The organism is Pseudomonas sp. Bout1, assembly GCF_034314165.1.
Taxonomy (GTDB): Bacteria; Pseudomonadota; Gammaproteobacteria; order Pseudomonadales; family Pseudomonadaceae; genus Aquipseudomonas.
This window is the reverse complement of the sequence record NZ_JAVIWK010000001.1, coordinates 3,089,252-3,105,697: the sequence shown is the minus strand read 5'-3', so window position 1 is coordinate 3,105,697 and position 16,446 is coordinate 3,089,252. Positions and strand designations below refer to the sequence as shown.

At 58.7% G+C, this 16,446-nt stretch carries 16 protein-coding genes and 1 pseudogene; 11 read left to right on the top strand and 6 right to left on the bottom strand.

Annotation, left to right across the window (positions count from 1 at the left end; translation table 11 throughout):
- Positions 1-177: 177 nt before the first annotated feature.
- Together RGV33_RS14545 and RGV33_RS14540 are read left to right on the top strand one after the other, a co-directional pair.
- The gene (locus RGV33_RS14545) at positions 178-1,425 is read left to right on the top strand and encodes an OprD family porin (RefSeq protein WP_322144850.1); all 1,248 of its coding nucleotides are present in this window, start codon (positions 178-180) and stop codon (positions 1,423-1,425) included.
- A 20-nt stretch (positions 1,426-1,445) separates the two neighbouring features.
- Positions 1,446-3,056, top strand: a complete 1,611-nt coding sequence (locus tag RGV33_RS14540; RefSeq protein WP_322144849.1) for an argininosuccinate lyase — start codon at positions 1,446-1,448, stop codon at positions 3,054-3,056.
- Between the two features lie 137 nt (positions 3,057-3,193).
- Here the strand turns inward: RGV33_RS14540 and RGV33_RS14535 are convergent, their stop codons facing one another.
- Positions 3,194-4,426 carry a cation:dicarboxylate symporter family transporter gene (locus RGV33_RS14535; protein WP_322144848.1) on the bottom strand — a complete coding sequence of 411 codons (1,233 nt, stop codon included), beginning with the start codon at positions 4,424-4,426 and terminating at the stop codon, positions 3,194-3,196.
- A gap of 118 nt (positions 4,427-4,544) precedes the next feature.
- On the opposite strand from RGV33_RS14535, the gene RGV33_RS14530 reads away from it, so the two are divergent.
- Entirely contained in the window at positions 4,545-5,459 is a 915-nt protein-coding gene (locus tag RGV33_RS14530) for a LysR family transcriptional regulator (RefSeq protein WP_322144847.1), read from the top strand.
- A gap of 14 nt (positions 5,460-5,473) precedes the next feature.
- Here the strand turns inward: RGV33_RS14530 and RGV33_RS14525 are convergent, their stop codons facing one another.
- The gene (locus RGV33_RS14525; protein ID WP_322144846.1) at positions 5,474-5,803 is read right to left on the bottom strand and encodes a DHCW motif cupin fold protein; all 330 of its coding nucleotides are present in this window, start codon (positions 5,801-5,803) and stop codon (positions 5,474-5,476) included.
- A gap of 138 nt (positions 5,804-5,941) precedes the next feature.
- Here RGV33_RS14525 and RGV33_RS14520 point away from each other — a divergent pair, with 138 nt between their 5' ends.
- The gene (locus RGV33_RS14520; RefSeq protein ID WP_322144845.1) at positions 5,942-6,430 is read left to right on the top strand and encodes an HIT family protein; all 489 of its coding nucleotides are present in this window, start codon (positions 5,942-5,944) and stop codon (positions 6,428-6,430) included.
- A 165-nt stretch (positions 6,431-6,595) separates the two neighbouring features.
- Here RGV33_RS14520 and RGV33_RS14515 read toward each other — a convergent pair whose 3' ends face one another.
- Complete coding sequence (locus tag RGV33_RS14515; protein WP_322144844.1) at positions 6,596-7,072, bottom strand: GNAT family N-acetyltransferase; 477 nt, start codon at positions 7,070-7,072, stop codon at positions 6,596-6,598.
- A 17-nt stretch (positions 7,073-7,089) separates the two neighbouring features.
- Positions 7,090-7,524, bottom strand: a complete 435-nt coding sequence (locus RGV33_RS14510; protein ID WP_322144843.1) for a GNAT family N-acetyltransferase — start codon at positions 7,522-7,524, stop codon at positions 7,090-7,092.
- A 146-nt stretch (positions 7,525-7,670) separates the two neighbouring features.
- Here RGV33_RS14510 and RGV33_RS14505 point away from each other — a divergent pair, with 146 nt between their 5' ends.
- Genes RGV33_RS14505 through argE form a run of 4 tightly spaced genes read left to right on the top strand, consistent with a single transcriptional unit; the run spans position 7,671 to position 11,267 of the window.
- Positions 7,671-9,002 (top strand): flavin-containing monooxygenase, encoded by a 1,332-nt coding sequence (locus tag RGV33_RS14505; RefSeq protein WP_416152072.1) that lies wholly within the window; start codon positions 7,671-7,673, stop codon positions 9,000-9,002.
- A gap of 24 nt (positions 9,003-9,026) precedes the next feature.
- Positions 9,027-9,437 (top strand): RidA family protein, encoded by a 411-nt coding sequence (locus RGV33_RS14500; RefSeq protein ID WP_154845177.1) that lies wholly within the window; start codon positions 9,027-9,029, stop codon positions 9,435-9,437.
- A 10-nt stretch (positions 9,438-9,447) separates the two neighbouring features.
- Complete coding sequence (locus RGV33_RS14495; RefSeq protein WP_322144841.1) at positions 9,448-10,125, top strand: DUF1028 domain-containing protein; 678 nt, start codon at positions 9,448-9,450, stop codon at positions 10,123-10,125.
- Positions 10,122-11,267 carry an acetylornithine deacetylase gene (gene argE, locus RGV33_RS14490; protein WP_322144840.1) on the top strand — a complete coding sequence of 382 codons (1,146 nt, stop codon included), beginning with the start codon at positions 10,122-10,124 and terminating at the stop codon, positions 11,265-11,267. The genes RGV33_RS14495 and argE overlap by 4 nt, the downstream gene beginning before the upstream one ends.
- Before the next feature lie 131 nt (positions 11,268-11,398).
- Here argE and RGV33_RS14485 read toward each other — a convergent pair whose 3' ends face one another.
- Positions 11,399-12,310, bottom strand: coding sequence for a LysR family transcriptional regulator (locus RGV33_RS14485; protein ID WP_322144839.1), 912 nt, complete (start codon positions 12,308-12,310; stop codon positions 11,399-11,401).
- A 250-nt stretch (positions 12,311-12,560) separates the two neighbouring features.
- Here RGV33_RS14485 and RGV33_RS14480 point away from each other — a divergent pair, with 250 nt between their 5' ends.
- Positions 12,561-14,030, top strand: coding sequence for a purine-cytosine permease family protein (locus RGV33_RS14480; protein ID WP_322144838.1), 1,470 nt, complete (start codon positions 12,561-12,563; stop codon positions 14,028-14,030).
- Between the two features lie 260 nt (positions 14,031-14,290).
- Here RGV33_RS14480 and RGV33_RS14475 read toward each other — a convergent pair whose 3' ends face one another.
- Positions 14,291-14,545 carry a hypothetical protein gene (locus RGV33_RS14475; protein WP_322144837.1) on the bottom strand — a complete coding sequence of 85 codons (255 nt, stop codon included), beginning with the start codon at positions 14,543-14,545 and terminating at the stop codon, positions 14,291-14,293.
- Positions 14,546-15,392: 847 nt separating this feature from the next.
- On the opposite strand from RGV33_RS14475, the pseudogene RGV33_RS14470 reads away from it, so the two are divergent.
- Positions 15,393-15,686, top strand: a pseudogene (locus RGV33_RS14470) (fructose-bisphosphate aldolase).
- Between the two features lie 306 nt (positions 15,687-15,992).
- A complete protein-coding gene (locus tag RGV33_RS14465; protein WP_322144836.1) occupies positions 15,993-16,358 on the top strand; it encodes a hypothetical protein in 366 nt (121 codons plus the stop codon).
- Positions 16,359-16,446 lie beyond the last annotated feature (88 nt).

The following is a 16,446-nucleotide window of genomic DNA, read 5'->3' as shown; positions in this document are numbered from 1 at the left end:
CTTCAGTGCCTGATAAATCGGGCACATCCCCTTCATACTTTTTTCGTCTCACCTCAACACTTTCTATATATTTTCAATCTGCAAACCAACTCGTTAGCCTGCGCATGCCGGACGCGTCTCCCTGTCGCCGTCCGGCCAGATAATTCTAAAAATAAGCAGCAGACAACGGGAATAACAATGAACAAATCCCCCATTACCCTGGGCCTGACCTCGGCCACCCTCGGTTTGACCCTCGCCTTCCCAACCTTTGCCGAAGCTGACTTTTTCAAGGACAGCAAGGCCGACCTCGAATTTCGCAACTTCTACTTCAACAGCGATTTCCGCCAGGACAACGCCAAGCAGTCCAAGCGTGATGAGTGGGCTCAAGGGCTGATACTCAATTACCAATCGGGTTACACCGAAGGGCTGGTTGGATTTGGCCTCGATGCCATGGGCCTGCAAGGCCTGAAACTGGACTCCAGCCCCGACCGGCAAAACACTGGCCTGCTCCCCGTGGGCGAGGACGGCGCCCCGGACAGCTACAGCCGGATAGGCGCCACCGCCAAAGCGCGGATTTCCAAGAGCGTGCTTAAAATCGGCACGCTGATCCCCAAACTGCCCACGGTACTGCCCAACGACGGCAGGCTGCTGCCCCAGACCTTTCGCGGCACCCAACTGACCAGCCAGGATATCGACGGGCTGACTTTCGACGCCGGGCGCCTGACCAGTAACACCCTGCGTAATGACAGCAGTCACGACGATATCCAAGCCTCCGGCAAAGGCATAAAAGGCGCGGTCCCAAGCGATAAATTCGACTTCGCCAGCGCCAGTTACAGCTGGACCAAAACCCTGGTCACCGGCTATCACTACGCGAACCTTGAGAACAACTATAAGCAGCATATTTTCAACGTGCTCCACACGCTTTCATTGGGTGATGCCCAGTCCTTCAAGACCGACCTGCGCTATGCCGACTCCAGCAAGGAAGGCAACAGCAACGTCGATAACCAGGCCTTCGGCGCCAAGTTCACGTACAGCATCAGCGGCCACTCGTTCGGCGCCGCCTACCAGCGCATGAAAGGCCTCACCGGTTTCCCGTCCCTGGAGGGTACCGACTCCTACCTGGTGAACTACGTGATGATCTCGCCGGACTTCGCCAACCCCGAGGAAAAGTCCTGGCAGGCTCGCTACGACTATAACTTCGCCGCCCTCGGCATTCCCGGCCTGACCTTCATGACCCGCTACCTCAAGGGCGACAACTTCGAGCGCAGCAAAGGCGTGGAAGGCACCGAGTGGGAGCGCAACACCGATATCGGCTACGTGTTCCAGAGCGGCGCCCTGAAGAACCTTGAAGTGAAATGGCGCAATGGCACGTATCGCAGCAATGGCAGCGGCAGCGATATCGACCAGAACCGCTTTATCGTCAGCTACACCCTGCCCTTGCTGTGATTTTTTCCGGAGCGTTGCACATGAATACCAAAAAAAGCCTGATGCACCTGGCCGTCGCCCTTGCGCTGTTCAGCAGTTACGGTGCCTATGCCGCCGACACTGGTGCGCTGCCCTGCAAAACCACCGAAGAGTGCGCGGCCCAGGCCGCCAAAGTCGGCGCCACACCGGGCTCTTCGCAAACGGCCCACAAGGCCAAGGGCGACCCGACCCAAACCCAGTTCGCCTGGTTGAACCGCATCAACAAAGCCTCGATCGTGATGCTCACCGAAGAAGGCATCGTCAAGCCGGACATGGGCCACAAGATCGCCGGCGGCGTACGCTTTGCCATCGACCAGGCCGACCAGCCCGACGGCAAACGCCCGGAAGACGTGCTGCAACTGGAAAAAATCATGACCGACAAGATCGGTCCTGAAGCGTCCCTGATCCACTCCGGCCGCAGCCGCCAGGACATGCTCGCCACCTACCGCCTGGCCAAGCTGCGCTCGCAGGTATTGGCCTATAGCGACGCGCTGAACGCCACCCGCCAACGTATCCTGAACATCGCCGACAAAAACATCGACACCCTGGTGCCCGCCTATACCAACGGCGTGCAGGCCATGCCCATCAGCTACGCGCATTACCTGCTGGCGTTCGAAGCCGCATTTGATCGCGACGGCCAGCGGATCCGCGAACTTTACACCCGCCTCAACCAGAGCCCGATGGGCACCGCGGTGCTGGCGAACTCCGCCTACCCGCTTAATCGCGAACGCCTGGCCGAGTTGCTGGGGTTTGATGGCGTGCGGGAGAACTCCCTGGATTCCAGCCAGGTGTCGACCTATGACATTCCAATCGAGGCGGCCAACCTGGCGGCGTCTTCGGCGATCCGCATCGGCGCGATGATCGGCGATATCCATACCCAGTACCATCAGATCCGCCCTTGGCTGCTGCTGGACGAAGAGTCCACCTACACCAGCAGCGCGATGCCGCAAAAGCGCAACCCGGGGTTGTTGATGCGCACCCGCGAATCAGCCTCCGACGTGGTCGGCCTGGCGCAGACCGTGACCCTGCGCGCGCATAACGTCACCACCGGCATGACCGACTACAAGTTCGCGTTTGATTCGTTGGGCTTGTTCCAATCCACCGATGAGATGTTCAAAAGCATGGACGCCGTGCTGGATGCGCTGCAAATCAACCCGCAGCGTGCGCTGGATGAACTGGAGTCGGAATGGACCACGTCCATGGAGCTGGCCGACACCCTGGAGCGTCAGTTCAAGGTGCCGTTCCGCATTGGTCACAGCTTCGCTTCTTTGATCGTCACCGAGGCGCGCAGCAACGGCACCACGCCAAAGACCTTCGCGTATGCAGACGCGCAAAAGCTGTACACCCAGGCGGCGGACAAATACAAATGGACGCCCAATACCTTGCCCCTGGATGAGGCAGGCTTTCGTGCGGCGCTGTCGCCGACCGCGATGGTCAAGACCCGTAAAGGCACGGGTGGGCCGCAGCCGGAAGAGGTCAAGCGGATGTTGGTGGAGGCACGTAAAACACTCGACGCGGACCAGAGCTGGTTGAAGGAGCGTCGTGAGAAGTTGAAAGGTGCCGAAGGCAACCTGGACAAGGCCTTCGACAAGTTGCTGAACGCCAAGGGCTGAAATGCAAGCTGAATGTGGGGGCGGGCTTGCCCGCGATAGCGGAGTGTCAGACAACAGATTTATCGACTGACATACCGTTATCGCAGGCAAGCCAGCTCCCACATTTGATCTGCTTTTACCTGAGGATTGTGTTCGGCTCAGTGACTCAGTTCCCGCTTCAACACCTCATGGTCAATCGACTTCTGCCACCCGCAAATCGCCAGGCATGCCACGCAGTTGCCCAGCACATTGGTCAACGACCGGCACTTCATCAACCGCTCCACCCCCAACAGCAAACCCACCCCTTCCAGCGGCACCAGTTGCAAAATGTTCAAGGTGGCAATCAAGGTAAACAGCGCCGAGCCCGCCACACTGGTGGACCCGAGCGAGGTGAACAGGCAGATCACCAGCACCGCCAGCAACTCAGGCACGGCAATTTCCACCCCGGCCAGGTGCGCCAGGAACATGATCGCGGTGGTCAGGTAGATATTGGTGCCACTCAAGTTGAAGGTGTAGCCGGTGGTCAGCACCAAGCGCACTAGTTGACGATCACAACCCAGCGCCTCAAGTTTGCTGACACAACCAGGAAGTGCGGCCACTGAAGAACCGGTGAACGTCACCAACAATAACTCTTCTTTCAAGTACACAATGAGCCGAGTCAATGTAACGCCGAGCAGGCGCGTAAGCGTAGCGAACACTAAAATCACGAAAGCCGCGCACGCCAGATAAACGACAACAATAAACTTAAACAGCGGCAATACAGAACTTACACCGTACTTTCCCACCACAAATGCCATCGCACCAAAAGCCGCCAGCGGTGCGAACTTCAAGACAACCCGCAGTAGCCAGAACAACCCGGCGACCGCCCTCTCCAGCCAGCCAAGGCAGCGACTACCGACCTTGCCGCCGCGCCCCAGCACCAGCCCGCACAATACCGCCAGCAGCATCACCTGCAGCACCAGGCTTTGGGTGAAAACCCTGTAAAGACTGGACGAAACAGACGTCATGGACAGTTCATGCAGCAGTGCTTGCGGCGCGACCGGAGGTGCCAGACGGTCAAAATACAGATTGGCCACCGCGGTATGATCCAGGTTGAACAGCAACCCCGTCGCCATCCCCAACAGCAAAGCGGCCAGCGACATCAGCTGGAAATACATCACGATCCGACCCACTACATGCCGATGGTGGGGCGCGCGCTTGATACCCGCGACACCGGTTGACACCAGCACAAATAACAGAAACGGCATCAGTAACCCGACCACTTTTATAAAGGCGTCACTGAGCAGTTTCATCTCGACCGCAATGCCCGGGTAAAACAGCCCCACCACCATGCCAAGTGCAATGGCAATCAAAATAGGCAGCGTGGCGTTATTGGCGAATCGGGTTGGCATAATGCTCCGTGGTATTTTTTATTTATTGTTATTGTCGTACCAGGCCACTTTCGGCATATTGGTCGCCAAGGCGCATTCAGGCCACAAATAATAAAGTCTTGTCACGGGATATACCACCATGGAACTTCGCCATTTACGTTATTTCATCATGGTGGCCGAAGAACGACATTTCACCCGCGCCGCCGCCCGCCTGAACATGCAACAACCACCTCTGAGCCAACAGATCCGTGCCCTGGAACAAGAGCTGGGGTTCGACCTGTTCAAGCGCCACCCCAAGGGCGTCGACCTGACCGCCGGCGGCCTGGTGTTTCTCGATGAAGCGCGGACCATCCTCGCCCGCGTGGAACAAGGTTCCCTCAAGGCGGCGCGTGCCGCCCAGGGCATCGAAGGCACGCTGGTCATCGCCTTCACCAGCTCCGCCGCTGCCCACCCGCTGATCCCGCGCATCATCCGCGCCTACCGCGAGCAATACCCGGGCGTGGAACTCTCGATCAACGAAGGCAGCGCCCGGGAAGTCACCGAAGACGCCCTCGAAAAACGCATCGACATCGGCATCGTCCGCGCCCCGGTCAGCGACCACCAGAGCCTGACCTTCCACCGCCTGCTCAACGAAGAAATGCTGCTGACCCTGCCCGTCGGGCACCCGCTGCTCAAGGGGCGCGAGCCAAAAATCACCATGGCCGACCTCAAGGACGAACGCTTCATCCTGGTCCGCCGCCCCGGCGCGCCGGGCATGTACGCCAACCTGATCAAGGCCTGCCAAAACGCCGGCTTCGAGCCGAAGATTGCCTTTGAAGTGGAGCGCATGCTGACCAACGTCAGCCTGGTGGCTGCCGGTGAGGGCATCTCGGTGGTGCCGGCGTCGATGCGCGATGTGCATCGCGAAAGCGTGGTGTATTGCCGGATCAGCGACGCCAGGCCGAGGCTGCTGGCGCCGATCACACTGGTACGGCGCGCGTTCAATCCGTCGGCGCCGTTGCAGAACTTCATTGGGTTGGCGCGGGAATTGGCGGGGGTTTATCGCAAAGGTTGAAGGCCGATGGAGCGTCAATCCACGACAAATAACGTTGCTCCAAGGCGGGTCGATGACCGATGCCCTTCCATGTCATTGCCCACCTGATAACTCATCCCGGCCGTCAGCGTGAACTGGCGGCCATCTTCCAGCTCGGTGTGCAACTCGCCTTCCAGGCACAGCAGGATATGCCCGCGCCAACACCAGTGATCGGCGAGATAACCGGCGCTGTATTCGACCCTGCGCACGCGGGTTGAACCGAACTGGCAGGTGCGCCAATACGCACTGCCGGTTTCGCCGGGGTGCAGCACGGGTTCAATCTTCGACCAATCAGTGGTACCAAAAGGGATTGCGGTCAGGTCCATTGGAGCCTCAGTCAAGAAAGTACGCAGGTGGACCATAACCACCCGCTGGCCGAGGTGATAGACACAGATCATCTGCATTTGTGGGATACACAAACCGGGGGCTGTTAACCTTGCGCTCTACCCACATGGAAACCACTGATGAAGATCGACCCGGCATTTGTGCTTCATGAGACCGAGCACTGGCGACTCAATCATCACCAGTCATCCGCGCTGCCGGGCTACCTGATGCTGGGTGCCAAGGCGCCTATTCACTCACTGGCGGACATGCCCGAGGCGGCGCTCGCGGAGTTGGGCGGGTTGCTGGCCAAAACCCAGCGAGTGATGGAAGCGCAACTGAAACCCAAGTGGCTTTACATCAGCCGGTTCGGGCATATGCCTGGGTTCCCGTTGCATTTTCATTTCATTCCGGTTTATGGATGGGTTGAAGCATTGTTTTGGCAGGATGAGCGCTATCGGGTTCTGGAAAGTTTCGGCACGCAGCAGAAGGCTACCGACGGTGCCGAGCTGACGCTTTTTATCTGGCGGGAGTTTGGTGAAAGCCCCGCCCCGCCGTCGGTTCAAGGACCTTCGGTGAGCGAGGCAATCAGGCGTTTGCGCATGGCACTCAATACCCAAGACAACACATAACCTGTGGCGAGGGAGCTTGCTCCCGCTGGGCTGCGTAGCAGCCCCCACTAGGGCTAATGCAATCTGACTGAAAGAACTCGCTGACCTTTTTGGGGCCGCTTCGCAGCCCAGCGGGAGCAAGCTCCCTCGCCACAGGACGCTCCCTCACCAGAGGTTTCTGGGGCGTCAGGGAAAAATGTGGAAGCGTTTGCGCATAGGAATACAGGCCAGCTGCAACCCCGATGGCGAATGGTAGATCGCCGGTTCACTGCCCTCATACCCACACCGCCGGTAAAAATCCGCCGCATTCAACGTCGCGTCCAGGATCAACTCCTCGATCCCCAACTCCTGTGCCAACGCTTCCAGATACGCCAACATCTGCTGACCAAACCCGCGCCCGATAAATCCAGGCAGCACAAACAACGCGCCGACTTCGTTGTTCGCAAGGTCCAACATGCCGGTAGCCACCGGCTCACCGTCGATACATCCCAGGTAAAAATGCTTGTCCATCAACGCGTCATAGCCGTCCTCGGCAGCGCCTCGCGTCCACCGCATCATTTGCTCCGATGTGTAGGCCCCAATGCATTGGCTGCGTATGGCCAACAGGCGAATATCGAAGGCGGTCTGTGCATCCTCCAGCGTGGCGCGTCGTATCTCGAACATCTGTCCCTCCATGGACTTCAGGCGTTCTCGTCACCCGGTCGGGTAAACGAATAACGATCAATATCGGTCCTCAACTGCCAGCCCTGACCCTGCCAATAGCGGGCGGCGCTGTCGTTGGTCTTGAATACATCCAGGTGGCATTTGCGGATGCCCAATTGCGCAAGGCTGTTGAGGCAGCGCTCGACCAGCACGTTCGCAATACCCTGGCGCCGATACGCAGGCAGCACCAGCAAGTGCTGCAAATAGCCGCGCCGGCCATCGTGCCCACACATCACGCAACCCGCCAGTACCCCGTCCACCTCGGCGACGAAACTCATGCCCGGATTGCGCGCAAGGTAACGCGCAGTGGCCTCGCGGGAGTCGGCGTCGCGCAGGGAGATGCCGGGAGTGTTGCGCATTAGGTCGGTGACGGCGTCGTAGTCGTCGAGGGTCATGATGCGAAGGGTAGGCATGGGCTTGAACCTGAGGGTGTGTTGGGCCGGATTGGCAGCCTACCAGTACATCCGGCCGCCGGCACCGCTCTGCATCAGTTATTTATGCTCACTTCCCAGCTTAATAATATTTTATTAAAAACCGCCCTCCCCCTAGCCTTGAAGCCATGCCCAAGCTGAATCCAACTGCATTACGCAAGGACAGACACATGACTCAAGCAATAACAAAAACAGACACGCTGGTGGTAGGAGCCGGCCAGGCTGGCGTCGCCATGAGCGAGCACCTGAGCAAACACGGCGTGCCGCACCTGGTGCTGGAGCGCAGCCGTATCGCCGAGCGCTGGCGCACCGGGCGCTGGGACTCGCTGGTCGCCAACGGCCCGGCCTGGCATGACCGGTTTCCCGGCCTTGCCTTCGATAACGTCGCCCCCGATGGCTTTGCACCAAAAGAGCGTGTGGCGGACTACTTCGAAGCCTATGCGCGCAAGTTCAATGCGCCGATCCGCACCGGCGTGGACGTCACCTCCGTAGTGCGCAACGTCGGTCGCCCAGGCTTTACCATCCACACCAGCGAAGGCGTGATCGAAGCCAACCGCGTGGTGGCAGCGACCGGGCCGTTCCAGAAGCCGGTGATTCCGGCAATTGCGCCTCAAGACACCGCACTGCACCAGATCCACTCCGCCGACTACCGTAACCCCGCGCAACTGCCCGCAGGCGCTGTGCTGGTAGTGGGTGCAGGTTCCTCCGGGGTGCAGATCGCCGATGAACTGCAGCGCTCCGGTCGCCAGGTGTACCTGTCGGTCGGCGCCCACGACCGCCCACCGCGTGCCTATCGCAACCGCGATTTCTGCTGGTGGCTGGGGGTGCTGGGTGAGTGGGACCAGGCCGCGATGAAACCCGGTCGCGAGCACGTGACCATTGCGGTGAGCGGCGCCCACGGCGGCAAGACCATCGACTTCCGTGAGCTGGCCCAGCAAGGCATGACCCTGGTCGGCCTGACCCAATCCTTCACCGCCAGCGTCGCCCGCTTCCAACCCAACCTGGTGGAAAACCTGGCTCGCGGCGATGAGAACTACCTGGCCCTGCTGGACGCGGCGGACGCCTATATCGAGCGCAACGGCCTCGACCTGCCGGTAGAGCCCGAAGCGCGCCGCGTGTTTCCCGATGCCGAGTGCATCAAAAACCCATTGCTTGAGTTGGACCTGGCCAAGGCCGGTATCACTTCAATCATCTGGGCAACCGGTTTCGCCGTGGATTACAGCTGGCTGAAAGTCGATGCGTTCGACGCTGCCGGCAAGCCCCAACATCAGCGCGGCGTGGCCAGCGAGTCGGGCATCTACTTCCTCGGTTTGCCATGGCAGTCGCGCCGGGGCTCGTCGTTTATCTGGGGCGTGTGGCATGACGCCAAGTACGTGGCCGACCATATCGCCATCCAGCGCCAATACCTTGAGTACCGCGAAGCCGCACCGGTTGTTCACACCTCACCTGTCAGCGCCTGATCCCTTTTTTCTGGAGTTTTTTTGATGCCTACTCACACTCGCATCCGCATGTTCAACACCAAGGAAACCTACCCTAACCAGAGCCTGGACAATGACCTGTGCCAGGCCGTACGCGCCGGCAACACGGTGTATGTGCGAGGCCAGGTGGGCACCGATTTCGACGGCCAACTGGTGGGCCTCGGCGACCCGCGCGCGCAAGCCGAACAGGCGATGAAAAACGTCAAGCAACTGCTGGAAGAAGCCGGCAGCGACCTGAGCCACATCGTCAAGACCACTACCTACCTGATCGACCCGCGCTACCGCGAGCCGGTGTACCAGGAGGTCGGCAAGTGGCTCAAGGGCGTGTTCCCGATCTCCACGGGGCTGGTGGTTTCGGCCCTGGGCCAGCCACAATGGCTGATGGAAATTGATGTGATCGCCGTCATCCCCGAATAAGGAGCCGCACATGACCTTTTCAATCGTCGCCCGTTGCGCGGACACCGGCCAGATGGGCATTGCCATCAGCTCATCCAGCATCGCCGTGGGCGCCCGTTGCCCATGGCTGCGGCCCGGTGTGGGTGCGGTCTCGACCCAGAACATCACCCTGCCGGCCCTGGGCCCGGACGTGCTCGACCTGCTGGAGCAAGGCCTTACGCCTGCCGACGCCGTAGACAAGGCCCTGACCCGTAACGGCTACAGCCAATACCGGCAACTGACGGCGATTGATCATCTGGGGCGCACCGTGCATTTCAGCGGCAGTGAAACCCTCGGCACCCATAACGCGGTGTCGGGCGAACAGTGCGTCGCCGCCGGCAATATGCTCGCCGACCGCGTGGTTATCCAGGCGATGGTCAACGCTTTCGAACAGGGCGAAGGCCAACTCACCGATCGCTTGCTCGCCGCCATGCACGCCGCCATCGCAGCCGGTGGCGAAGCCGGCCCGGTGCATTCGGCCGCGGTGGTGGTGGTGGGTGAACTGACCTGGCCGATCATCAACCTGCGGGTGGATTGGGCCGACGAAAACCCGATTGGCGAACTGCAAAAATTGTGGGATGCCTATCGCCCGCAAGTGCAGGACTACATCGACCGCGCCCTGGCCCCGGACCGTTCTCCAGGCTACGGCGTGGCCGGAGACGAGCGATGAACACCAGCCGCGAATGGCTGCAGACGCTGGTGGCTTTCGACACCACCAGCCGCGAGTCCAACCTGCAACTGATCGAGTGTGTGCGCGACTACCTGGCGGGTTTCGGGGTCGCCAGCGAGCTGATCTACAACGATGAGCGCAGCAAGGCCAATCTGTTCGCCACCATTGGTCCGGCGACTGTGCCGGGGATTGTGCTGTCGGGGCACACCGATGTGGTGCCGGTGGACGGGCAACCGTGGACGCTACCGGCGTTTGCGCTGACCGAGCGCGACGGCAAGTTGTACGGCCGCGGCACGGCGGACATGAAGGGCTATATCGCCTGCGTGCTGGCGTTGGTGCCGTCGCTGGTGAACGCAGACTTGCGGATGCCGGTGCACATCGCGCTGTCCTACGATGAGGAAGTCGGCTGCCTTGGGGTGCGTTCGTTGCTCAAGGTGCTGGAGCAATGGCCGGTGAAACCGCTGCTGTGCATTATCGGCGAGCCCACCGGGTTGAAGCCGGTGCTGGGCCACAAGGGCAAGCTGGCGATGCGGTGTGATGTGCATGGCGAGGCCTGTCACTCGGCGTATGCGCCTTCGGGGGTGAATGCGATTGAGTATGCGGCTGAGTTGATTGGGGAGCTGGGGCGAATTAGCCAGCGTCTCAAGGCCACTCAGGACGAGCGCTTTGACCCACCGTTTAGCACCGTGCAAACCGGGGTAATTTCCGGAGGCAAGGCGCTGAATATCGTCCCGGCGGATTGCCGCTTTGACTTTGAAGTGCGCGCGCTGCCGTCGATGGACCCGGGCGAAGTGGCTGAGGAGCTGCAAGCCTATGCGCTGCAGCAGGTGTTGCCGCGGATGCAGGCGGTGAGCCGGCAGAGTGCGATTCGCTTTACTGAATTGTCGGCGTATCCAGGGTTGGCCACCGATCAGCGTAGCCAGGCCGCGGAGCTGATTGCGGCGTTTTGCGGCTCGCGGGAATTTGGCACCGTGGCGTTCGGGACTGAGGGTGGGTTGTTTGACGCGGCGGGCATTCCGACCGTGGTGTGCGGGCCGGGGAGCATGGACCAAGGGCATAAGCCGGATGAGTTTGTGAGCGTTGCGCAACTGAAGGGTTGCGATGAAATGCTGCAGCGGATGTTGCTCTCGATCCGTACCTGATTCCCCAAGCAGTACAAATCAACTGTGGGAGCCGGGCTTGCCCGCGATGGCGGTGGATCAGTTGGCCTATTTGCTGGCTGACACACTGCCATCGCGGGCAAGCCCGGCTCCCACATTTTTTGCTCTGTGTTTTACCCCAGCAACCGCGCCAGCTCTTCCCGGCAATACTCCACAAACAACTGCACCGGCTTGGTCAGGGGTGCCCGCCGCAACCACACCGCCGACAACCCCGAGCCCGTCACCGTCTCCGCCAGCGGCACGCACACCAGCTTCTGGCCGTCATAGGTATATTCGGAAAACGGCTTGGTCACCAGAATCGAAAAGCCAAACCCGCGCCCCACCATCCCGCGCACCATCTCGATCGATGGCGAACTGAAGACAATATTCGGCGTCAGCCCTCGCTCCTCAAAAATACTCACGAAGTACGTCCGGCTCGGCAGCACGTCCAGCAGAATCATCGGCTCCAGCACCAGGTCCGTCAGCGATACCTTGGCCTGCTGCGCAAACCGGTGATCCGCCGGCAGCAACGCATACGGTTGCTGCGGCGGCATCAGCGGCGTGGTCTCGATAGCGCTTCCCAAGTCGTGCTCAAACAGCATCGCCACATCGATACTGCCGGCCGTCAGCGCCTGCACCAGTTCCTGCTGCTCGCCATCGCGCAGGCGGATTTCCACCCCCGGCCAGCGCTGCTTGAACCCGGCAATCAAACGCGGCAGATACAGCGGCGCCACCGTCTCGAAACAACCGATATCGATCTGCCCCGCCACCACGTCATTGTCCGCCAGGGCGTTCTGCTCAAATTCATGAGCCACCCGCAGCAGCTCAAGCGCCTTGCGATAAAACCGCGCACCACTGGGGGTCAACGACACGCCTTGGGCGTGATGGCGGATAAACAGTTGCACACCAAAGCTGTCTTCCAACTGCTTGATGGCCGTCGACACCGACGGTTGCGCGATATAGAGCTTGCGCGAAGCCTCTGCCACGCTGCCGCACTCGGCAGTGGTTACAAAATATTTGAGTTGGCGCAGATTATAGGCAGCCATCGGGACCTCCAAAAATGTGGGATTTCGCCCCAAACAAGTGCAAGAAAAGCCGCTTTTTTTGATGATTCAACTGCATGCAACATACCGGAGCAAAAAACACCGCGAGATATTATTTTTAAGGTCTATAGCAACAAACTTACTAATTTACCTCCCCGTGACCATTGCACATGATCACTCCAACAACAAAAGCGACGCACACGCGCCGCCCAGCGAAGTACGTCAACGTACTCACCTTGCCTTGGAGCTCGTCATGGTTACCACTGCAACATCCTCCGCCCCGCTTATCGAAAAACACACGATTGGATACGTGCCCCCGGAAGATCGCCACGGAAAGGTAAGAGACCTGTTCACCCTGTGGTTCGGTGGCAACATCGCGCCGTTACCCATCGTCACCGGCGCGCTGGCCGTGCAACTGTTCGGCTTGAACCTGGTGTGGGGCATCATCGCCATCCTCGTCGGCCACCTCGTCGGCGGCGTGCTGATGGCGCTGCACTCGGCCCAGGGCCCGCAAATGGGCATCCCGCAAATGATCCAGAGCCGCGCCCAGTTCGGCTCCCTCGGCGCACTGCTGGTGGTGGTGATCGCCGGCGTGATGTACATCGGCTTCTTTGCTTCCAACATCGTACTGGCGGGCAAATCCCTGCACGGCGTGGTCGACGCCATCCCGGTGCCGGTGGGCATCGTTATTGGTGCCATTGGCTCGGGGATCATCGGCATCATCGGTTACCGCTTCATCCACGTGCTCAACCGCATCGGTACCTGGGTGCTGGGCGCGGGCATCGTGCTGGGTTTCGGCTACATCTTCACCCACGTGCAGACAGCCGACTTCCTGACGCGCGGTAACTTCAACATCTCCGGCTGGTTGGCGACCGTGTCGCTGGCGGCGCTGTGGCAAATCGCATTTGCGCCGTATGTTTCGGACTACTCGCGTTACCTGCCAGCGGATGTGCCTGTTGCGTCGACGTTCTGGACGACTTACCTGGGCACCGTGCTGGGTTCCAGCCTGGCGTTCATCTTTGGTGCAGTGGCGGCACTTGCAACGCCGGTTGGCATGGACACCATGGACGCGGTCAAGCTCGCGACCGGCTCCATTGGGCCGCTGATGCTGTTGCTGTTCCTGCTCAGCGTAATCAGCCATAACGCGCTTAACCTGTATGGCGCAGTACTGTCGTTGATCACTCTGGTACAAACCTTCGCCTACCGCTGGATCCCGACCGCCAAGGCGCGCGCCGTGATCTCGGTACTGGTACTGGCGGCGTGTTCGATTGCGGCGGTGTTTGCCTCGAAGGATTTTATCGGGCACTTCGTGGACATGGTGTTGGTGCTGCTGGTGGTATTGGTGCCGTGGACGGCGATCAACCTGATCGACTTCTATGCGATCCACAAGGGCAAGTACGACATCGGTTCGATCTTCCGGGTGGATGGCGGGATCTACGGTCGGTACAACCCTCAGGCGCTGTTGGCGTATGCGGTGGGGATTGTGGTGCAGATTCCGTTTATGAATACGCCGCTGTATGTCGGGCCGATTTCGGCACACATCAATGGGGCGGACTTGTCCTGGTTGGTGGGGTTGGTGGTGACGTCGCCGTTGTATTTCTGGTTGGCGAGTCGGGACAGTGCGTATAAGCGTCGGTTGGAGGGGGAAGTTGGTGGGTGGGGTTTAATAAGGCTCTTACAAGCTCATACATACCCCACTCTCGGCTATACGGGAGCGGGGTAAGTCACTCGGCCAGTTCTATAACTCAATCAACTAGCCACAATCTCCAATATCTCACTGGGTGTGGCACGGATATGAGCACGTCCGGCAGCCGTTAGATTGCCGGTACGTCAGTTTCGCTTGTGCTACCGCCGATGCGCATGACAGATGCAGACCAAGATCTAGACGATTCGCGGGCAAAGGAAGATAGATGCAGGTATTGGCGTGCACCTCATGATCACCATTCGCCTGTGCATTTCTATTAACAAAATATTGAGCCATTATCAGTTACCTCGCTCTTTGTTCGATTGCGCAAGCACCGAGCCTGCTAAGGTTTTGGTCGTGGCGCTGTACTTATCGCTCTCCAAAACGTGGCTAGCCTTCGCCTCCATTTCAGCTCCGGTTTGCTTACCAGTGGACGCTTGAGCCATCGCTGAAGCAGCCAACTGTTTTTGTATCGCGGAAGAACTTGAACTCCGAAGTGTTTCGGAAGCCAAGGTGGCAACCGACGGAGAGGTTTTTTTGGTGTTATTACTCATTCTTTCGTACTCCGAGTACCTATCAATTTTGATAAGAGGCAAGGAAGCTCACTAGCAGAAACTGTTTGCAGGCGTTGACACTCCAGCATGAGTTACCTCTAATGCGCATCCCGCCAGTGCATAGCATTGGATTCCAGGGATAGCAGGTGCATGAGTTGCGTCTCCAAACATAGCGCATGCACCTGCTGACATTTCCTTGGCCGGCTACAGCCTACGAAGCACTACATGTAGTACTTCGAACCGACTTAAGCACAAAATAGTGTGTTCATGGGGGGCTATGCAAGATACCCCTGCTTGGACGAAAAACGTATTTGAGGGAAATTGGATCCACTCCAATAGGCGGTACAGATCCTCAGCCCCGAGTTAGCAAGCTTTTCCTCATAAAAAGCCTGAAATCACTTGTTACGATTCACCTTAACAATAAATAAAATAAGTCATTTTTTAGTTGGGGTCCTTATTTAAGTGCCAAATATACAGCGCAAAAAAACTGTCATTTTTATGACAGTTGCGCAGCTCAAAGAAGGACATCCTACTGATGGCACTTCCAACTGGGGCACACACCAAACCTGAGTTGCACTCACAAAAGCCTCCGCTTATAGTTCGCCCCGTCACTGACATGGCTCAGCGACAGGGTTTCGCAGCCCTACCAAAATAGAATCAACCTGCACAGTCATCAGACCCCAGGCGGCTCCTGCCTGCGTCTAGCTTTATGGCGGCTGTGCGTGGGAGACCTTCGGGTCTGCCGGGGGTGATTCTTCCTGGTCTGCGAACCCGCGCACAGTTGCCACCCAATCTGTTTCGCAGCAGCAAGGTGGCAGTTCTTTTACCTAAAATAGAATCGCACCTTATGACGACGAATAACCCGCACCACCGCTTCACCCCCATGTCCCAAACCGCCACCGAAACCCCCGTCCTGCTCATCGACAGCGACGCACCGCTCTGCGATCTCCACGCCTGCATCAGTGAACGCCTCAACGCAGCCCTCAAATACCTGCACCTCATGGCCTGTTCCAACGTGTCTGATTAGGGCGAGCAAGACATCAATACCGTTGCCGAAACCGCGCGAATCCTGGTCCAGGATGTGGCGGATGTGTTTGGAGTGATTGAGCGGCGTGGGATGCATACGCCTGTGGCTGGCTGATTTATTTCCACCGTTAAGAAAACCCGCAGGTGCGGGTTTTCTAGTTAATAGGCTTGGCGAATATGGGTAGTGTCAGGGCCGCCGCCATCGCGGCCTCGCTAAAGCTCGACGGCTCCCACAGGGGATGTTGAGGGAGCCGATCACAAGGGTCGCCAGTAAGAAATTCGAACAGCATAGGTCCCCCCCTCTTTCACTTAAAACAGTTTGATGGCAATCTGCCGCATTTGCGGCAAGCCCGCTCAATAGCAGGCGCATGTCGCCAGTACTCATTTTTTTGCATTGATCACACCGGAAAGGATACCTCTTATGAAAAAGCTTCTTTTGGCACTTTTTTTCTTCAATGCAAGCGTTTGTTCAGCCGCGACAGCGGTGCTCAACCCAATGGATTTTGATGGGTCCGACGCTCAGAAAAAGCAGGTTCTTGACTTCGTGACCGCGACGGTAAAAAAGGACTATTGCGGGAAGATCGACATGTGCCAGGAAAGCACACTGCGCATGATGGAAAAGCAAAACCTGGACGCGTTTAAGCAAGCAACCAAAGCGACAGACCGCAAGATCATGGACGCGGTCATTCGTGACTACTGTGGAAAGATCGACATGTGTAACTACGGCACGATCTGGATGATGTACAAGCAAAACTTTGAAGCAAGCAATAAAAAACTTGCTTGGTGATGGCGCCAAGCGTGAGCTGACGCAGCCTCGCTACAGAGGAGCGGACGGAAGACGGAAAGTGAGGGTGACCGGGCGGGCGCCATCGCGG

What these genes read in the sequence shown, in the direction of transcription:
- RGV33_RS14545 (WP_322144850.1), top strand. Translation starts at nt 178, where the DNA reads ATGAACAAATCCCCCATTACCCTGGGCCTGACCTCGGCCACCCTCGGT.
- RGV33_RS14475 (WP_322144837.1), bottom strand. Translation starts at nt 14,545, where the DNA reads ATGAGTAATAACACCAAAAAAACCTCTCCGTCGGTTGCCACCTTGGCT.
- RGV33_RS14510 (WP_322144843.1), bottom strand. Translation starts at nt 7,524, where the DNA reads ATGCCTACCCTTCGCATCATGACCCTCGACGACTACGACGCCGTCACC.
- RGV33_RS14485 (WP_322144839.1), bottom strand. Translation starts at nt 12,310, where the DNA reads ATGGCTGCCTATAATCTGCGCCAACTCAAATATTTTGTAACCACTGCC.
- RGV33_RS14500 (WP_154845177.1), top strand. Translation starts at nt 9,027, where the DNA reads ATGCCTACTCACACTCGCATCCGCATGTTCAACACCAAGGAAACCTAC.
- RGV33_RS14540 (WP_322144849.1), top strand. Translation starts at nt 1,446, where the DNA reads ATGAATACCAAAAAAAGCCTGATGCACCTGGCCGTCGCCCTTGCGCTG.
- argE (WP_322144840.1), top strand. Translation starts at nt 10,122, where the DNA reads ATGAACACCAGCCGCGAATGGCTGCAGACGCTGGTGGCTTTCGACACC.
- RGV33_RS14495 (WP_322144841.1), top strand. Translation starts at nt 9,448, where the DNA reads ATGACCTTTTCAATCGTCGCCCGTTGCGCGGACACCGGCCAGATGGGC.
- RGV33_RS14535 (WP_322144848.1), bottom strand. Translation starts at nt 4,426, where the DNA reads ATGCCAACCCGATTCGCCAATAACGCCACGCTGCCTATTTTGATTGCC.
- RGV33_RS14530 (WP_322144847.1), top strand. Translation starts at nt 4,545, where the DNA reads ATGGAACTTCGCCATTTACGTTATTTCATCATGGTGGCCGAAGAACGA.
- RGV33_RS14525 (WP_322144846.1), bottom strand. Translation starts at nt 5,803, where the DNA reads ATGGACCTGACCGCAATCCCTTTTGGTACCACTGATTGGTCGAAGATT.
- RGV33_RS14505 (WP_416152072.1), top strand. Translation starts at nt 7,671, where the DNA reads ATGCCCAAGCTGAATCCAACTGCATTACGCAAGGACAGACACATGACT.
- RGV33_RS14515 (WP_322144844.1), bottom strand. Translation starts at nt 7,072, where the DNA reads ATGTTCGAGATACGACGCGCCACGCTGGAGGATGCACAGACCGCCTTC.
- RGV33_RS14480 (WP_322144838.1), top strand. Translation starts at nt 12,561, where the DNA reads ATGGTTACCACTGCAACATCCTCCGCCCCGCTTATCGAAAAACACACG.
- RGV33_RS14465 (WP_322144836.1), top strand. Translation starts at nt 15,993, where the DNA reads ATGAAAAAGCTTCTTTTGGCACTTTTTTTCTTCAATGCAAGCGTTTGT.
- RGV33_RS14520 (WP_322144845.1), top strand. Translation starts at nt 5,942, where the DNA reads ATGAAGATCGACCCGGCATTTGTGCTTCATGAGACCGAGCACTGGCGA.